Source organism: Nocardia heshunensis (genome assembly GCF_054782115.1).
In genome coordinates this window covers 1,227,343-1,241,736 of record NZ_BAAGTC010000009.1, presented here as the reverse complement: position 1 = coordinate 1,241,736, position 14,394 = coordinate 1,227,343, and the positions used below count along the sequence as shown (strand labels likewise).

Annotated in this window: 17 protein-coding genes; 9 read left to right on the top strand and 8 right to left on the bottom strand. The window is 67.9% G+C overall.

Going from position 1 to position 14,394, the window contains the following annotated elements:
* Positions 1 to 40 precede the first annotated feature (40 nt).
* Positions 41 to 1,168 carry a Gfo/Idh/MocA family protein gene (locus ACYVN4_RS34025; RefSeq protein ID WP_460726232.1) on the bottom strand — a complete coding sequence of 376 codons (1,128 nt, stop codon included), beginning with the start codon at positions 1,166 to 1,168 and terminating at the stop codon, positions 41 to 43.
* Between the two features lie 98 nt (positions 1,169 to 1,266).
* Here ACYVN4_RS34025 and ACYVN4_RS34020 point away from each other — a divergent pair, with 98 nt between their 5' ends.
* From ACYVN4_RS34020 to ACYVN4_RS34010, 3 genes are all read left to right on the top strand, one after another.
* Positions 1,267 to 1,860 carry a TetR/AcrR family transcriptional regulator gene (locus ACYVN4_RS34020; protein ID WP_460726230.1) on the top strand — a complete coding sequence of 198 codons (594 nt, stop codon included), beginning with the start codon at positions 1,267 to 1,269 and terminating at the stop codon, positions 1,858 to 1,860.
* A gap of 100 nt (positions 1,861 to 1,960) precedes the next feature.
* The gene (locus ACYVN4_RS34015) at positions 1,961 to 3,118 is read left to right on the top strand and encodes an asparaginase (protein WP_460726228.1); all 1,158 of its coding nucleotides are present in this window, start codon (positions 1,961 to 1,963) and stop codon (positions 3,116 to 3,118) included.
* A gap of 56 nt (positions 3,119 to 3,174) precedes the next feature.
* Positions 3,175 to 3,603, top strand: coding sequence for a TIGR03668 family PPOX class F420-dependent oxidoreductase (locus tag ACYVN4_RS34010; protein ID WP_460726226.1), 429 nt, complete (start codon positions 3,175 to 3,177; stop codon positions 3,601 to 3,603).
* Between the two features lie 3 nt (positions 3,604 to 3,606).
* Here the strand turns inward: ACYVN4_RS34010 and ACYVN4_RS34005 are convergent, their stop codons facing one another.
* From ACYVN4_RS34005 to ACYVN4_RS33995, 3 genes are all read right to left on the bottom strand, one after another.
* On the bottom strand, positions 3,607 to 4,092 hold the full coding sequence (locus ACYVN4_RS34005) for an FKBP-type peptidyl-prolyl cis-trans isomerase (RefSeq protein WP_460726224.1): 486 nt from the start codon (positions 4,090 to 4,092) through the stop codon (positions 3,607 to 3,609).
* Positions 4,076 to 5,512 (bottom strand): glycosyltransferase 87 family protein, encoded by a 1,437-nt coding sequence (locus tag ACYVN4_RS34000; RefSeq protein ID WP_460726222.1) that lies wholly within the window; start codon positions 5,510 to 5,512, stop codon positions 4,076 to 4,078. Before ACYVN4_RS34000 ends, ACYVN4_RS34005 begins: the two co-directional genes overlap by 17 nt.
* Before the next feature lie 175 nt (positions 5,513 to 5,687).
* The gene (locus ACYVN4_RS33995; RefSeq protein ID WP_460726220.1) at positions 5,688 to 6,197 is read right to left on the bottom strand and encodes a hypothetical protein; all 510 of its coding nucleotides are present in this window, start codon (positions 6,195 to 6,197) and stop codon (positions 5,688 to 5,690) included.
* Between the two features lie 444 nt (positions 6,198 to 6,641).
* Between ACYVN4_RS33995 and ACYVN4_RS33990 the strand changes: the two genes are divergently transcribed.
* The 4 genes from ACYVN4_RS33990 (at position 6,642) to ACYVN4_RS33975 (ending at position 9,651) form a co-directional block, all read left to right on the top strand.
* Entirely contained in the window at positions 6,642 to 7,643 is a 1,002-nt protein-coding gene (locus ACYVN4_RS33990; protein WP_460726218.1) for a Gfo/Idh/MocA family protein, read from the top strand.
* Between the two features lie 61 nt (positions 7,644 to 7,704).
* Positions 7,705 to 8,313, top strand: a complete 609-nt coding sequence (locus ACYVN4_RS33985) for an ArsR/SmtB family transcription factor (protein WP_460726216.1) — start codon at positions 7,705 to 7,707, stop codon at positions 8,311 to 8,313.
* Positions 8,310 to 9,044 carry an SRPBCC family protein gene (locus ACYVN4_RS33980; protein WP_460726214.1) on the top strand — a complete coding sequence of 245 codons (735 nt, stop codon included), beginning with the start codon at positions 8,310 to 8,312 and terminating at the stop codon, positions 9,042 to 9,044. Before ACYVN4_RS33985 ends, ACYVN4_RS33980 begins: the two co-directional genes overlap by 4 nt.
* 34 nt (positions 9,045 to 9,078) lie before the next feature.
* Positions 9,079 to 9,651: a dihydrofolate reductase family protein gene (locus ACYVN4_RS33975; protein WP_460726212.1), complete on the top strand. Its 573-nt coding sequence runs from the start codon at positions 9,079 to 9,081 to the stop codon at positions 9,649 to 9,651.
* An 82-nt stretch (positions 9,652 to 9,733) separates the two neighbouring features.
* Here the strand turns inward: ACYVN4_RS33975 and ACYVN4_RS33970 are convergent, their stop codons facing one another.
* From ACYVN4_RS33970 to ACYVN4_RS33955, 4 genes are all read right to left on the bottom strand, one after another.
* Positions 9,734 to 9,955: a hypothetical protein gene (locus ACYVN4_RS33970; protein ID WP_460726210.1), complete on the bottom strand. Its 222-nt coding sequence runs from the start codon at positions 9,953 to 9,955 to the stop codon at positions 9,734 to 9,736.
* Positions 9,956 to 10,106: 151 nt separating this feature from the next.
* The gene (locus ACYVN4_RS33965; protein ID WP_460726208.1) at positions 10,107 to 11,048 is read right to left on the bottom strand and encodes a diguanylate cyclase domain-containing protein; all 942 of its coding nucleotides are present in this window, start codon (positions 11,046 to 11,048) and stop codon (positions 10,107 to 10,109) included.
* Positions 11,048 to 11,881 (bottom strand): SAM-dependent methyltransferase, encoded by an 834-nt coding sequence (locus tag ACYVN4_RS33960; protein WP_460726821.1) that lies wholly within the window; start codon positions 11,879 to 11,881, stop codon positions 11,048 to 11,050. The genes ACYVN4_RS33965 and ACYVN4_RS33960 overlap by 1 nt, the downstream gene beginning before the upstream one ends.
* A gap of 224 nt (positions 11,882 to 12,105) precedes the next feature.
* Complete coding sequence (locus tag ACYVN4_RS33955; protein WP_120736761.1) at positions 12,106 to 12,309, bottom strand: cold-shock protein; 204 nt, start codon at positions 12,307 to 12,309, stop codon at positions 12,106 to 12,108.
* A 342-nt stretch (positions 12,310 to 12,651) separates the two neighbouring features.
* Between ACYVN4_RS33955 and ACYVN4_RS33950 the strand changes: the two genes are divergently transcribed.
* Positions 12,652 to 13,524, top strand: coding sequence for an MlaE family ABC transporter permease (locus tag ACYVN4_RS33950; protein ID WP_460726206.1), 873 nt, complete (start codon positions 12,652 to 12,654; stop codon positions 13,522 to 13,524).
* A complete protein-coding gene (locus ACYVN4_RS33945) occupies positions 13,524 to 14,390 on the top strand; it encodes an ABC transporter permease (protein ID WP_460726204.1) in 867 nt (288 codons plus the stop codon). Before ACYVN4_RS33950 ends, ACYVN4_RS33945 begins: the two co-directional genes overlap by 1 nt.
* Positions 14,391 to 14,394 lie beyond the last annotated feature (4 nt).

The following is a 14,394-nucleotide window of genomic DNA, read 5'->3' as shown; positions in this document are numbered from 1 at the left end:
ATCCGGACCGGGCCGGGTGGGGCTTTCGCGTATCCGTAGGTCAGGACGGGATTGTCACGCGGACACCGGAATCCGCGCTGCGGCGGATGGCGTCCAGGACGCGATGCATCCGCAGGCCCGTAATAAAGGAGGGGACGGTGTCGCCGTCGGTGTGGATGTCCTCGGCGAGACGGGCGTAGAGCCTAGCCACATTGCGGGATTCGACGGGTAGGGCGGCAATGGGGGCGGGATCGGCGGGGGTGAGGTCCCGCCAGGGTGCGCCGGGGCCGCGGGCCGCCAGCAGTTTCAGGTCGCTCATCTGGATGCCGCCCGCATGCAGGCCGGGGGCTCCGGTGGCGGTGTCGTTGGCGAGCACCAGATCGCCCTCGGTGCCGGAGATTTCGATGCGGGTGTGGGCGTTGGTGAGTTTGCCGTCGTGGAGGTGGGCCGATACCGCCACGTTTTCGCGGGTGCGGGCGTTGAGCAGCAGGTGGTCGGGGCTGGTGACGGGTACCCGCTCCCCGGTTTCGACGATGGTGTTGTGGGAGTTGCGGACTGCGAGGTCCGCGGAGAGCTCGGTGAGGGCGCCCAGCAGGAATTCCACCGGGTCGAGGGTGTGGCCGCCCGCGACCTCGAGGAGTCCGGCGGCGTTGTCGCGGTCGAGGGTGTAGGCCGCCCACTGCGGAATGACGCCGCCCGCGCCCTTGCCGCGCGAGGAGTAGACGGTGGCCGAGACCGGTTCGCCCACAAAGCCTTCGGCGAGCAGCTCGCGGGCGCGCAGGACCGCGGGGGCGAAGCGGGCCTGGAGGCCGACGACGTGGTGGCCGGGTGCGTCGGCGGACGCAGCGACGAGGGCCTCGGCCTCGGAAGTCGTTCGGGTGAGCGGCCATTCGGAGTAGACGTGCTTGCCCGCGGCGAGGGCGGCGCTGATCAGTTCGGCGTGCGCGGGGACCTTCACGGTGATGACGACCAGGTCGACGTCCGGGTGTTCGGCCAGCGCGCTCGCGTCGGTGAAGGCGTGCTGCGCGCCGAATTCGCGGGCGGCCTGGTCGGCACTCTCGCGGCGGCTGGTGCCGACGGCGGTCAGTTCGAAGTCGGGCAGGGCACGCAGGGCCGGGATGTGAGCCCGGGAGGCCCAGCCACGGTCGGGGCTCGCGCCGATGATTCCCACTCGGATGCGGTCGGACATCGCTCTCTCCTTGACGCTGGACTAAACGGACTCAGTTGGTCCGTTTGTGACGCTAGCCAAGCGGACCAGGAAAGTCCACTTTTGCTAGAGTCCAGGTCATGACCGCCGTCGATCGTCTGCTGGCCCGCGAATCCGGGCCGTCCCCGCGCGCCGACGCGCGCCGGAATTTGGAACGGCTGGTCACGGCCGCACGCTCGGCCGTCGCGGAGGTCGGGGTGAATGTCACCGCGCAGGAGGTCGCGCAGCGCGCCGGCGTCGGCAAGGGGACGTTCTATCGACGCGTGCCCTCGCTGGAGGTGCTGCTGCAGGTCGTCCTGGAGGAGGTGCTCGAACAGGGCGTCGCCGCCGCCGACCGCGCGCTCGAAAACCCGGATCCTTGGCTGGGATTCACCGAGTTCGCCGCCGCCTACGTGAGTTTGCGAAAGGAAAGCTGTGGCGTGAACGAGGCCCTCGGCGGGGCCGGGAGCTGCAATCTGGAGCGCTGCCTCGGCGATCTGCGTGAGCGCTTGCGCGAATTGGTCGGGCGCGCACAGGAAAACGGGTCGATGCGCGCCGACACCACCTGGGAGGATGTCGCCTTCGTCCTGGCCGGGGTGGCGACCGCGGACCACACCATCGGCCTGGACGCCGCCCCCGATCAATGGCACCGCAATCTGCGCATTGTTCTGGACGGCCTGACCGCCCGCTCGTGAAGGACCCTTTACGATCCTGGTAGCGGGACATTTGCCTCTGCAAAGGAAATCAGCGTTTCGGGAAAGATCGGCTAGCGACAGGACCCGAAAGGACATCGCAATGGCGCGAAAATCCCTGCTCCGTTTCGCCGGTCTGATTGTCGGCGCGGCACTGGTGGTCACCGGGTGCGGCGGCAATTCCGGCGACTCCGCGCACTCCACCTCCACCCCCGTGGCGACCTCCCAGGCCGCCCCCGGCAAGGCCGACGACGCGGCCCCGGCCCCCGGAGCCCAGCCGCGCATCGCCATTCTGGCGACCGGCGGCACCATCGCGGGCAAGGCCAATGCCAATTCGGCGGTCGGCTACACCGCCGGTGAGGCCACCGCGCAGGATCTGATCGACGCGGTCCCCGGCCTCGACAAAATCGCCAAGCTGAGTGCCGAGCAGGTCTCCAATATCGGCAGCCAGGACATGAACGAGGACGTCTGGCTGAAACTGGCCAACCGGATCAACGAGCTGTTCGCCAGCGATCAGGTCGACGGCGTGGTGGTCACGCACGGCACCGACACCATCGAGGAGACCGCGTTCTTCCTCGACAATGTCATCTCCAGCGACAAGCCCGTGGTGCTGGTCGGGTCGATGCGTCCCTCGACCGCGCTGAGCGCCGACGGTCCCGCCAATCTGCGCTCGGCCGTGCAGGTCGCCGCCTCCCCCGAGGCTCGGGGCCGCGGCTCGATGGTCGTGCTGAACGACACCATTCACAGCGCCAGCGACGTCACCAAGACCAATACCACCAGCGTGCAGACCTTCAAGTCGCTCAATACCGGCCCGATCGGTTACGTGGACGCGGCGGCGGTCACCTTCACGCGACCGGCTGCGCCGCAACAGCATTCGCACTTCCCGGTCCCGGGCGGCGCCCCGTTGCCGCGGGTCGACATCGTCTACTCGCATGCGGGCATGAACGCCGATCAGGTCAATGACGCGGTCGCGCACGGCGCGAAGGGCATCGTGCTGGCCGGTGTCGGCGACGGCAATACCGCCAAGTCGGTGGTCGACGCGCTGTCGAAGGCCGCCAAGAGCGGCGTGGTCGTGGTTCGTTCCAGCCGGGTCGGCTCGGGCGAGACGGTCCGCAATGCCGAACTCAACGACGACGAGCTGGGTACCAGCGCCTCGCTGTTCCTGAACCCGGCCAAGGCCCGGGTCCTGGTGCAGCTGCTGCTGGCCGAGGGCGTCACCGATCCGGCCAAGGTCCAAGCCGAATTCCGTACCCGCTTCTGATCTCGTGAACTGGACCGCCGAGGGCGCACCGCCCTCGGCGGTCTAGCGTCTATTCCGTGCGAACGGAACGGTCCATCGCCCTGGCCAGGTTCCGGGCGGCCCGGGTGGCGCGCCTGGCCACCGTCGATGCCGCGGGGCAGCCGCATCTGGTGCCCGTCACTTTCGCCGTCTCCCCCACGGACACACCGCTTCTCGTGGTCATCGCCATCGACCACAAGCCCAAGACCACGAAAGATCTACGGCGGCTACGCAATATCGCGGCACAGCCGAAGGTCTCGCTACTGGCCGACCACTATGACGAGGACTGGGTCCAGCTGTGGTGGACTCGTCTGGACGGTGCGGCCGAGATCCTCACCGCCCCAGCCGATCTCATCGAGCCGTTGGACTGGCTGACCGCGAGATACCCCCAGTACCGAGCCGACCCACCGACCGGCCCGGTGATCCGGGTGACGGTCGAGTCGGTGCGCGGCTGGTCGTATTCGTAAGACTCAGTGCTCGTGGTCGTCGTCGCCGTGCGGGTGGCCGTGCTCGAGCTCGTCTTCGGTGGCGTCCCGGATGTCGATGACCTTCACGGTGAAGTGCAGGCGCTGCCCGGCCAGCGGGTGGTTGGCGTCGATGGTGACCTCGTCGCCGTCCACGGCGCGCACGACCACGATCTGCGAGTCGCCGTCCGGCGCCTCGGCCTCGAACTCCATGCCGACCTCGAGCTCGTCGATGCCGACGAACGCGTCCCGCTCCACGGTGCTGACCAGTTCGGCCAGGTATTCGCCGTAGCCGTCCTCGGGCTCGACCACGACCACGACCTCGTCGCCCGCATTGCGGCCCTCGAGTGCCTTCTCCAGCCCGTCGACGATGTTCTCCGCACCGTGCAGGTAGATCAGGGGCTCGTCGCCGACGGAGGTGTCCAGCACCTCACCGTCGTCGTCGGTCAAGGTGTATTCGATGGAAACGACCTTGTCAGCGGCAATCGACATGGTGGTGGACCTTTCGCGGAGGAATGCGTACCGGGTCAATGTATCGCCTGAGCACCACGGCGCTCGTCACCAGCTGCACCAGCACATAGCACCCGGCGTAGGTCGGCACGGTGAAATAGGCGAACCACACGGAGTTGTCCGCGCGCGGCAGCATGAACAGGCCGATCCCGATCGGGTGTGGCGAGTCCTCGAAGGGCGGCCGGTCGGCGAAGGTCCACCACCAGCAGAAGCCGACCGCCACGATGCCCGCGGGGGCCAGCCACGCCCATCGGGTCTCGGCGGTGCGGGCGTACTGCCAGGCGAGGATCACCAGTGGCACGAACCACACCCAGTGGTGTCCCCACGAGAACGGGGAGGCGCACGCGGAGGTCATGCCCGTCACGGTGACCGCCAGCAATTCCCGCCCGGCCCGATGCGCGACGGTGGCCGCGGCCAGGCCGAGCGTGATCACCGGCACGACGGCCAGCAGCCACAGCCAGGTCGGCGGTTGGAAGACGGTTCCGCCGAACACGTTCGAGGTGAAGCGCTGCACGTCGAAGAAGCGCAGCAGCTGCGCGACCAGGCCGTTGACCGACTGGTTGCCCGGTGAGTCGACCGCCCCGACCCGCCCGGCCGCAGTGACCTGACCCCGCCAATACGTGTACGCGTCGTGCGGGCGCAGCAGGAAGCCGACCGCGATGGTCGCGGCGAACGTGCCACTCGCGATGCCGAGGCTGCGCCACTGCCGGGTGCAGGCGAGGTAGATCAGGAACAGTGCCGGGGTCAGCTTCATCCCGGCGGCGATGCCGACACCCACCCCGCGCAGTCGTGCCGACGGCGGTCGGGTGAGGTCCCAGACGACCATCAACACCAGGAACACATTGATCTGCCCGAGCCACAGCGTGGTGCGCACCGGTTCGAGCACCGTGCACAACACCGCCAGCGACGCCGCGAACACCCACGTGCGCACCGTATTCCGGTATTTCAGCACCAGCAGGCACCGCCCGGTCAGCGCGACCAGCGCCAGCATGGTCGCCGCAAACCACACCACCTTGGCCTTCGCCAACGAGATCACCGTGAGCGGCACGAACGCCAATGCCGCGAACGGGGTGTAAGTGAATTCCATCCCGAACACGACCGGCCCGTCATAGAGCCCACTGCGCTCGCGAATCACCTCCCCGCCCGCGCGATAAACCTCCAGATCCAGCCCGTTGTGGAACAGCCCGTAGTACGGATTGCCGATGGGCAGCGCGTACACGTGCCACACCAGCGCCGCGACCGCCAGCACCAGGCCCGCGATCAACATTCGGGTGCTGACCTCCGGTGCCGCGCGATGCGGCTGCGGCCGAACGCCTTCGTCGTCACCGACCGCCTCCAGGCAGGCGACCACGCCGGTATTCGCTTCCGCGGCACCGGAAAAGCTTTCAGCCCCCGAAATCATCCGCCTACGATAACCAGCTCCGCCCGAAATCCACGGCAAGGGCGGTCGTGGGCACCGCGCGAGGCCGCGGCACCCGTCCGCGCCGATCGGGATGTCAGCGGTGACTTACTCGGAATCGGTGGTTGCATCACCGAAGCGTGAACCCCGGTGCGCGCCACCGCGATCACGTCGGTGATCAGCTGGTGGGTGCGGGCGCCGTGGTCGGGGTGGCGTCGCAGACCGCGGGGACGCCGCCTTCGATGCGGAGCAGATCGCAGAAGGTGGCGGACGCGACCTTCCAGGCGCCGTCGAGTTGGAGGGCGGTGCCGTGGCGGTTGGGGAGGAGCGGGATGCCGTGCTTTTTGATGGTGAAGGTGACGGCGGCGCGGGCGGGGCCGTCGGCGTTCACCTGCGACACGGTCGCCGACGCGCCGCCGGCGATGGACGAATGTGCCTGGTGTTCGAGGGTTTCGGTGAAGGCCTGGCCATTTTGCAGCAGCGCCATCTTCTGCTCGACGGGCAGGGAACTGTCGAAGAAGCGCTCGAAAGCGGAGGTGATGGCCTGCACGTCGGCGGCGGAGGTGCCGGGAGAGGCGGAGGGTGGACCGTCGTTTCCGCAGGAGGCCACCAGCACCGGCAGGGCGCAGGCCACCACCGATCGCATCACCAGCTTTCGCGATAGCGGTGCCACGGTTCGCGCGACCATCTTCGTGCTGCCTCCTCCGGCTCGGATTCGACGAGTACAACACAGAAGTGGCTGAGGATTAGCCAGCGGGGCCGGGTTCCCGACCGGTCGCGTCGGCGCGAAGTAAATGCCCGTTTCGGTCCGCTCGCAGCGGGCATCCCGAGTTCGGACGTCTTCGACAGCCGAGGGGAATTCCGATGCCCGACAGCCGCCCTGTGCCCACCACCCGCTCGCAACCCCCGGAAACCATCCTCGACGGCGTCGACTGGCCCGGCCCCGCGCTGCTGCTGGCCGGTGTCACCCTGTTCGCCTGGACGTGTCATCACACCGAGGGCCGATTATTCGGTGGCACCGTGGGCACGGTGATCATGCTGGTCATCGGCTTCACCTGGATCACCGTCGAGCACTTGCGTTTTCGCGCTCGGCAGGGTTCAGCAGCGCCGGATCCGCTGTTAGTGTCGGATGATGAGCGACGACACGCACCCCAGCCTGCGGATCGGGATTCTCGGGGCGGCGAACATCGCGCCGACCGCGCTGATCGGACCGGCCCACCGGAATCCGGAAGTCGTGGTGGCGGCGGTCGCGGCCCGCGATGGCGCGCGTGCCCGGGAGTTCGCCCGCGCGCACGGGATCGAGCGCAGTTATGACAGCTATGCCGCGCTGATCGACGCCCCCGATCTCGACGCGATCTACATTCCGCTGCCCAACGGCCTACACGGCCGCTGGATCCGCGCCGCGCTCGCGGCGGGCAAGCATGTGCTGTGCGAGAAGCCGTTCACCGCCAATGCCGAGGAGGCGCGCGAGATCGCCGCGCTGGCGGCGGATTCCGATCGGGTGGTGATGGAGGCATTCCACTACCGCTATCACCCGCTGACCCGGGAGGCCGAAAAGATCATCGCCGCAGGCGAATTGGGCAAGCTGGTGAGCGTCGACACCGCGCTGTGCTTCCCGCTGCCGAAGTTCGGCGATATCCGCTACAACTACGACCTGGCGGGCGGCGCGCTCATGGACGCCGGCTGCTACGCCGTGCACATGGCCCGCACCTTCGCCGGTGAGGAGCCGGAAGTCGTTGTCGCGCAGGCGAAGTTGCGCGATGCCCGGATCGATCGGGCGATGCGCGCGGAACTACGCTTCCCGTCCGGCACGATCGGCAGCATCCGCTGTTCGATGTGGTCGAAGGATCTGGTGCGCATCGCGGCCACGATCGTCGGCGAGCACGGCAGCGTCCGGCTGCTCAATCCGGTGGCGCCGCAGTTCGGGCACCTGTTGGCGGTGCGCACCGATTCCGGTCGCACGCTGCGCACGCTCAGCCGCCGCCCCTCCTACGACTATCAGCTCGACGCGTTCGCCGACGCCGTCCTGCGGGGCGCGCCGATCCTGACCACACCGGAGGAGGCGATCGCCAATATGTCCGCGATCGACGCCATCTACAAGGCCGCCGGACTGCCGCTGCGCCAGCCGAGCTGAGTCACTCACCGACAACATCTGTTGTCTTGACAAATTTTTTTGTCGGTAGCATCCTGGACCGGTGCTCGACATTGCAGTGATCGACGAACCCGCCGCGGCCGGGGCTTCCCTGGATCCGATCCGATCCCGGATCCTGGCCGCGTTGACGGAACCCGGGTCGGCGTCCATGCTGGCCGCCCGGTTGGATCTGCCCCGGCAGAAGGTCAATTACCACCTCAAGGAGCTGGAGCGGTACGGGCTCGTCGAGCTCGAGGCCGAACGCCGCAAGGGCAATGTCACCGAGCGCGTGTTCCGCGCGACCGCCGCCTCCTACGTCATCTCCCCCGGCGTGCTCGGTGCGGTCACCCCGGACCCGGCGAAGTCCCCCGACCAACTGTCCGCGCGCTGGCTGCTCGCTTTGGGTTCGCGACTGGTCCAGGAGGTCGGGACGCTGCTGACCGGAGCCGCCCGGGCGCAGCGGCGCGTCGCCACCTTCGGTATGGACGCGCAGGTCCGCTTCGCCTCCGCGGCCGACCGGGCGGCCTTCGCCGAGGAACTGGCCACCACCGTGGCGGCGCTGGTCGCCCGGTATCACGACGAGTCCGCGACCGGTGGCCGCGACCACCGCGTCGTCGTCGGACTGCATCAAATCCCCGCCGAATCCCAAGCCACACAGGAGAATCGACCATGACGCACCCGTTCGAGATCGAACTGGAGACGACCCTGCAGGCCAGTCCGGAGCAGGTATGGGAGGCGATCGCGACGGGACCCGGCATCGATTCCTGGTTCATGGGACGCAATGACGTCGAACCCCGCGAGGGCGGGACCGCCGCCATGGAAACCGGTGGGCGCCGCGAGGAATCGACGATCACCGCCTTCGATCCGGGCAAGCGTTTCGCCACCCGGACCGGCACCGCAGAGGACGGCCGGTTCATGGCCTTCGAATATCTGCTCGAGGGCCGCGACGGCGGCAGCACCGTGCTGCGGGTCGTGCACAGCGGCATGCTCGGCGACGACTGGCAGGACGAGTACGACGCGCTGCGCCGCGGCTGGCCGTTCCACCTGCACACCCTGGGCGAGTACCTGCGCCACTTCGCCGGGCGCACCGGCGTTCCCGTCTTCGCCGTCGCCAACGGCGGTTCGGCGCAACAGGTTCGGGCGGCACTGAGCAGTGCGCTGTCGCTGCCGACGCCGCTCGTGGTCGGCGCGCGGGTGCAGGCCCGCCCCGAGGGTCTGCCGCCGCTGGACGGCGAGGTGGTGTGGGCGGACGACGAACGCTTCGAGATCCGCACCGCCGACGGGCTTTACAGCTTCCACCAGGGCCCGACCGGGCTCACCCTGATGTTCCATCACCTCTTCGGCACCGACACCGACGGGGCCGAAAACGCTTGGCAGCACTGGCTCACCGACCTCGTGGCCTGACAAGAAATCCCTGACAAGAAAGCAAGGAGAAATCATGCGCACCCTGATCACCTCGGCCTTCATTTCCCTCGACGGTGTCGTGGAGGGCCCCGGCGGCGAGCCCGGCTACCGCAATTCCGGCTGGACCTTCAAGAACGTCGAATTCGTGCCCGAGGCCTACGAGATCAAGGGCACCGAGCAGGAGGAGGCGAGCGCCATCCTGCTGGGCCGGGTCAGCTACGAGGCGTTCAGCCCGGTGTGGCCGGACATGGTCGAGTTCGCGGGCTACAAGGTGATGCCCAAGTACGTGGTCTCCACCACCTTGAAAGAGGCCGACCTGGTGTCGAACTGGGGCGAGACCACGATCCTGCGCTCCCTCGATGATGTTGCCGCCCTGAAGGAGACCGAAGGCGGCCCGATCATCGTGCACGGCAGCGCGTCGCTGAACCGGGCACTGTCGGACGCGGGCCTGATCGACCGCTACCACCTGCTCGTCTACCCGCTGCTGCTGGGCGCGGGCAAGCGCCTGTTCAGCGACGCCGACAAGGACGTCCAGAAGTTGCGGCTCGTCGAGTCCGCCACCTACTCGAACGGCTTGCAGAAGAACGTCTTCGACGTCGTGCGCTGAATTCGCCGATATCCGGAAACGCCGAAAAGCCTGCCGCGCAACGCTGTCTGTTGCGCGGCAGACTGCTGCCGGGGGCTCGGGATCAGTGGGTGGGCGCGGAGGATCCCAGCGCGACACCGACGGTGTTGACGATCTGGGTCCAGAAGTTGCCCAGCGGCGTGGTGATGGCGCTGGAGCTGAGGCTGGAGGAACCGGTGGTGGAGGAGCCGGACGGGGTGTCGGCGAGGGCGGGGCCGGTGGCTCCGACCAGGAGGGCGGCGAGGGCGATGGTGACGAATCCGGCACGACGAGTGTTTTGGATCATGACCGCGAAGAGTAGTGAAACCTAGTCATTTCAGACTCCGTTCGGAGACATTGGTTCCGAAAAGCTGCACGCCCGTAGAATCTTCGCCGATCATTCGATTTTCCAGCCGATTACAGCGTTCACCAGGGACTTTTCATCCCATCAACGGATGTCACTCGGTGGAATACCGATGGCCGCCACCGGATTTCGCCGTGTACATGGCCCGGTCCGCGGCGTGGATCAGGCTGGTGGCATCCCGGTTGTCGGCCGTGGTGGTGGCAATGCCGATGCTGGCCCGAATCTGCACCGATCCGGCCGAGAGCTGGAACGGGCGGGCGATATCGGTCAAGATGCGATCGGCGATCGCTTGGGCCACATCGTCCTCGCCGGTGATCGCGATGACGAATTCGTCACCGCCGTAACGGCATACGCAATCGTCGGATCCGGTCACCGCGCGCAGCCGATCGGCGACGGCGATGAGCAGTTCGTCACCGACGCGGTGGCCGTGCTGGTCGTTGATCTGCTTGAAGCCGTCCAGATCGACCACCAGGATGGCGGTCGGCAACGGCCCGGACAGCGACTCGGCGCAATGCGCCTCGAGCATGGACCGATTGGGCAGTCCGGTGAGCCGGTCGTGGGTGGCGGCGTGGTGCAGCCGGTCCTGCAGCTCGCTGATGCGGTGTTCACGGGCGGCGACCGCGGCACGCAGGATCGTCTCGTGTTCCCCGAGCGCTCGCTCGGCCAGCGACTCGGCGTATCCGGCGACCGCGTACCCGGCGTGCAGCGCCCAGGCGTCGGCGGCCTCGGCCGGGGCGGCCAGCAGCACCGCGGTGGCCAGCGGGCCGACGAAGCGGGAGCTGGTGGGCAGCCCGGGCACGCCGGTGGCCAGCTCGGCGCCGAGAATCCTTGCCGCGTCGATATTCTCGGTGCGTTCGTGGCTGATCCGGTCGAGTTCGCGCAGGAACCCGGTGGCCCGTTCGGTGGCCAGCGCGGGATCGGTCGGGTGGTACCCGGCGGCGGCCAGCAGGCGCAGGTACTCGGCGGCGGCGCGGCGCAGGGCGTGCTCGCGGTCGGGTGACCCCGATCGCGTCACGCCCACCGGCCGCATGGTCATCACAGGCGCCCCACCCCGGCATACCCGGGGCTGCGTAGATGGAGTGGAGTGCCGGGTGGTTCGGGCCGCCACTCCGACGGTCCGATCAAGCCGGGTTCGACGAGTTCGAACCCGTCGAAGAGACGAAATATATCTTCGCGCGGGCGCATGGCGACCGGACTCGGCGTCCGCCGGTACATGTCCTCGACCGCGTGGTGGGCTTCGGCTTCGGCGCTGGCGTGCACGATGACGAGGTAACTGCCGGGGGCCAGTCGGTCGCGAATGCCCGCCACGATCGCCCACGGATCGTCGGCGTCGGGAACGAAATGCAGGACCGCGAGCAGCAGGACCGCGACCGGCCGGGTGAAATCGATGAGTTGACCGGCGCCGTCGGGGCCGAGGAACTCGGCGGGGGTGCGCAGGTCGCCCTCGAGGACGAGGGTGTCGGGGTCGTCGTGCAGCAGCGCGCGGCCGTGGGTGACGGCGACCGGATCGTTGTCCACGTAGACGACGCGCGCGCCGGGTCGGATCGCGCGCGCGGCCTCGTGCACATTGCCGACGGTGGGGATGCCGGAACCGATGTCCACGAACTGGGTGATGCCCTGCTCGGTGAGGTAGCGGACCGCCCGGCGGAGAAAGGCCCGATTCTCGCGGGCCACCACGGGCGCGTTCGGCATCTGGGTCATGATCTCGCGGGCGAAGGCGCGGTCTACCTGGAAGTTGTGCGATCCGCCCAGGAAGTAATCCCATACCCGCGCCGCGCTGGGCCGGTCCAGATCAACGGTGAGCGGCGCCCACTCCGGACGGATGTCCGCGTTCTCGGGTTGCCGTGCATGGGTGTTCTCGGGCTGCATCGACACGCTTCCTCCCCACCATTGATCAACTGTCCCCACAGAAAACAACACTCGCCCTGCCAGTTGATCAGCCTACCGAGAAACGCACGCGGGCGCAGGCGGGCAACACGGCCGTGATCCGGGCCACAGCCAGGTAAAATCGGGTTGTCGGCCCCGGAAAGCCGGTCGACTCCGGAAAGCACGGAACCCGCGCCGGATCGGCGCGGGTTCCGTTTCGCGGGCTCTCAGATAGCGCGGACGCTCTGGGCCTGCGGGCCCTTGCGGCCCTCACCGATCTCGAACTCGACTCGCTGGCCCTCTTCGAGGGACTTGAAGCCGGAGCCGGAAATCTCGGAGTAATGAACGAAAAGATCGGGACCGCCGCCATCCTGCGCGATGAAACCGAAGCCCTTTTCGCCGTCAAACCACTTCACACTGCCTTGCGACATACTCTTTGTTTTGCTTTCTGTTGCGAGCCGAGCGATCACATCAACTACCCGTGCTCGGCATCCAGCATGGCATACGCCGCCCCGGGCGAGTCCGGCTCACCCCGCCGATCGATCATTCCCGCGGCCCGATCGCCGCCGAAATCCCGCTGCCGCAAGGTGATCCGTCGGCACCTGCCGATCCCCCAGCGTCAGGAACTGTCAACGCGATGGCCGGGCAGGTCATGGTCGGCGCGGACGGGCGCCCATAGCGTGCAGAAAACGCCACAGGTGAGCGTTTTTCGCTCGCGACCGCGGGCGAAGTGAGATCGTGACATCGGGGTGCGCGATAGGGAGGAGGTATCAATGAAACCTGTTCCTGATACCCGTTCGCGCTCGGCCACTTCCGGTCCACGCTCGGGACCAACCGCGTGGCAGATCGTGCGGCAGAACTTCACCGAGGTGGCACTCGGCAGCCTGCGCACCTTCGGTCGCACGGTCGGACTCGGCATCGAAGCGGTGCGCGGCGGGTTCACCGATGTGCTCGCGCGCAAGTTCCAGTGGCGCGAAATGCTGTATCAGGCTTGGTATCTCATCACCGTCACCACGCTGCCCGCGATCTTGATGGCGGTGCCGTTCGGAGTCGTGGTCTCGGTGCAGGTGGGCAATCTCATCCACCAACTGGGGGCGGATTCACTGATCGGCGCGGCGGGCGGGCTCGGGGTCATCCAGCAGGGCGCGCCGATCGCGACCGGGCTGCTGCTCGGGGGCGCCGGGGCCTCGGCCATCGCCTCGGATCTGGGGGCGCGCACGGTGCGCGAGGAGATCGACGCGTTGCGGGTGATGGGCATCGATCCGGTGCACCGCCTGGTGATTCCGCGGGTGGCGGCCATGCTGCTGGTCGCGCCGCTGCTCAATATTCTGATCATCTTCGTGGGCGTGGTCGCCGGGTATTTCGTAGCGATCGGCGCGCAGAACGTCACCCCGGGCAGCTACTGGGCGACCTTCGGCGCGTTCACCGTGCTCGACGATGTCTGGATTTCCCTCGCCAAGGCACTGCTTTTCGGCTTCCTGGTGGTGATCGTGGCCTGCCAGCGCGGGCTGGAGGCGCGGGGTGGGCCGCGCGGGGTGGCCGACGGCGTGAACGCGGCGGTGGTGTTGTCGGTGGCCTCGATCATCGTGGCCAATCTGGTGATCACCCAGGTCGTGACCATGTTCCTGCCGTTGCGGGTGGCCTGATGCCGCCGACTCCGTACTCCCCCAAGGGTTTCCGCCTCGCCAACCGCGTGGTGCGCGACCGGGGCGCGGTGCTGACGCCGTTGGAGACGGCCGGGTTCATGCTCGGCTTCGCGTGGCAGGCGCTGGCGGGGATTCCGCTGACACTGCGCCGGTATCGCGGCCAGACGCTGCGGACCATCACCGATATGACCTGGGGCCGTGGGTCGTTGATCGTGGGCGGCGGCACGGTGCCGATGCTGATCGTGCTCGGGCTCGCCATCGGCGCGGGCGTCGGCATCCAGGCGTTCGCGGCGCTGGATCTGATCGGTCTGGGTTCGGCCACCGGGGTGGTGTCGGCATTCGCGAATACCCGTGAGCTGGCGCCGATCGCGGCGGCCATCGGTTTCGCGGCGCAGGCCGGGTGCCGGATGACGGCAGAGATCGGGGCCATGCGCATCTCCGAGGAGATCGACGCCATCGAATCGCTCGGGCTGCGCTCGGTGCCGTTCGTGGTGACCACCCGCATCATCGCCGGGGCGGTCGCGATCGTGCCGACCTTCCTGATCGCGCTGATCCTGACGTATCTGTCGTGTTCGACGGTGGTGGTGCTGCTGCACGGTCAGGCGAGCGGCATCTACGGGCACTATTTCGCCCAATTCGCCAGCGGCTACGACATTTTCGCGGCCGTGATCAAGATTCTGGTGTTCGGCGTCGCAGTGATTCTCATCCACTGCTATTACGGCTTCTTCGCCAGCGGCGGTCCGGAGGGCGTGGGCATCGCGTCGGGGCGGGCGGTGCGGGCCAGCTTCGTCGCCATCATCGCGCTGGACATGGTGTTGACGTTGCTGCTGTGGGGCGTCAATTCCGCGATCGAATTCCCGGGGTAGGGGT

What these genes read in the sequence shown, in the direction of transcription:
- ACYVN4_RS34025 (WP_460726232.1), bottom strand. Translation starts at nt 1,168, where the DNA reads ATGTCCGACCGCATCCGAGTGGGAATCATCGGCGCGAGCCCCGACCGT.
- ACYVN4_RS34020 (WP_460726230.1), top strand. Translation starts at nt 1,267, where the DNA reads ATGACCGCCGTCGATCGTCTGCTGGCCCGCGAATCCGGGCCGTCCCCG.
- ACYVN4_RS34015 (WP_460726228.1), top strand. Translation starts at nt 1,961, where the DNA reads ATGGCGCGAAAATCCCTGCTCCGTTTCGCCGGTCTGATTGTCGGCGCG.
- ACYVN4_RS34005 (WP_460726224.1), bottom strand. Translation starts at nt 4,092, where the DNA reads ATGTCGATTGCCGCTGACAAGGTCGTTTCCATCGAATACACCTTGACC.
- ACYVN4_RS34000 (WP_460726222.1), bottom strand. Translation starts at nt 5,512, where the DNA reads ATGATTTCGGGGGCTGAAAGCTTTTCCGGTGCCGCGGAAGCGAATACC.
- ACYVN4_RS33995 (WP_460726220.1), bottom strand. Translation starts at nt 6,197, where the DNA reads ATGGTCGCGCGAACCGTGGCACCGCTATCGCGAAAGCTGGTGATGCGA.
- ACYVN4_RS33990 (WP_460726218.1), top strand. Translation starts at nt 6,642, where the DNA reads ATGAGCGACGACACGCACCCCAGCCTGCGGATCGGGATTCTCGGGGCG.
- ACYVN4_RS33980 (WP_460726214.1), top strand. Translation starts at nt 8,310, where the DNA reads ATGACGCACCCGTTCGAGATCGAACTGGAGACGACCCTGCAGGCCAGT.
- ACYVN4_RS33975 (WP_460726212.1), top strand. Translation starts at nt 9,079, where the DNA reads ATGCGCACCCTGATCACCTCGGCCTTCATTTCCCTCGACGGTGTCGTG.
- ACYVN4_RS33970 (WP_460726210.1), bottom strand. Translation starts at nt 9,955, where the DNA reads ATGATCCAAAACACTCGTCGTGCCGGATTCGTCACCATCGCCCTCGCC.
- ACYVN4_RS33965 (WP_460726208.1), bottom strand. Translation starts at nt 11,048, where the DNA reads ATGACCATGCGGCCGGTGGGCGTGACGCGATCGGGGTCACCCGACCGC.
- ACYVN4_RS33960 (WP_460726821.1), bottom strand. Translation starts at nt 11,881, where the DNA reads ATGCAGCCCGAGAACACCCATGCACGGCAACCCGAGAACGCGGACATC.
- ACYVN4_RS33955 (WP_120736761.1), bottom strand. Translation starts at nt 12,309, where the DNA reads ATGTCGCAAGGCAGTGTGAAGTGGTTTGACGGCGAAAAGGGCTTCGGT.
- ACYVN4_RS33950 (WP_460726206.1), top strand. Translation starts at nt 12,652, where the DNA reads ATGAAACCTGTTCCTGATACCCGTTCGCGCTCGGCCACTTCCGGTCCA.
- ACYVN4_RS33945 (WP_460726204.1), top strand. Translation starts at nt 13,524, where the DNA reads ATGCCGCCGACTCCGTACTCCCCCAAGGGTTTCCGCCTCGCCAACCGC.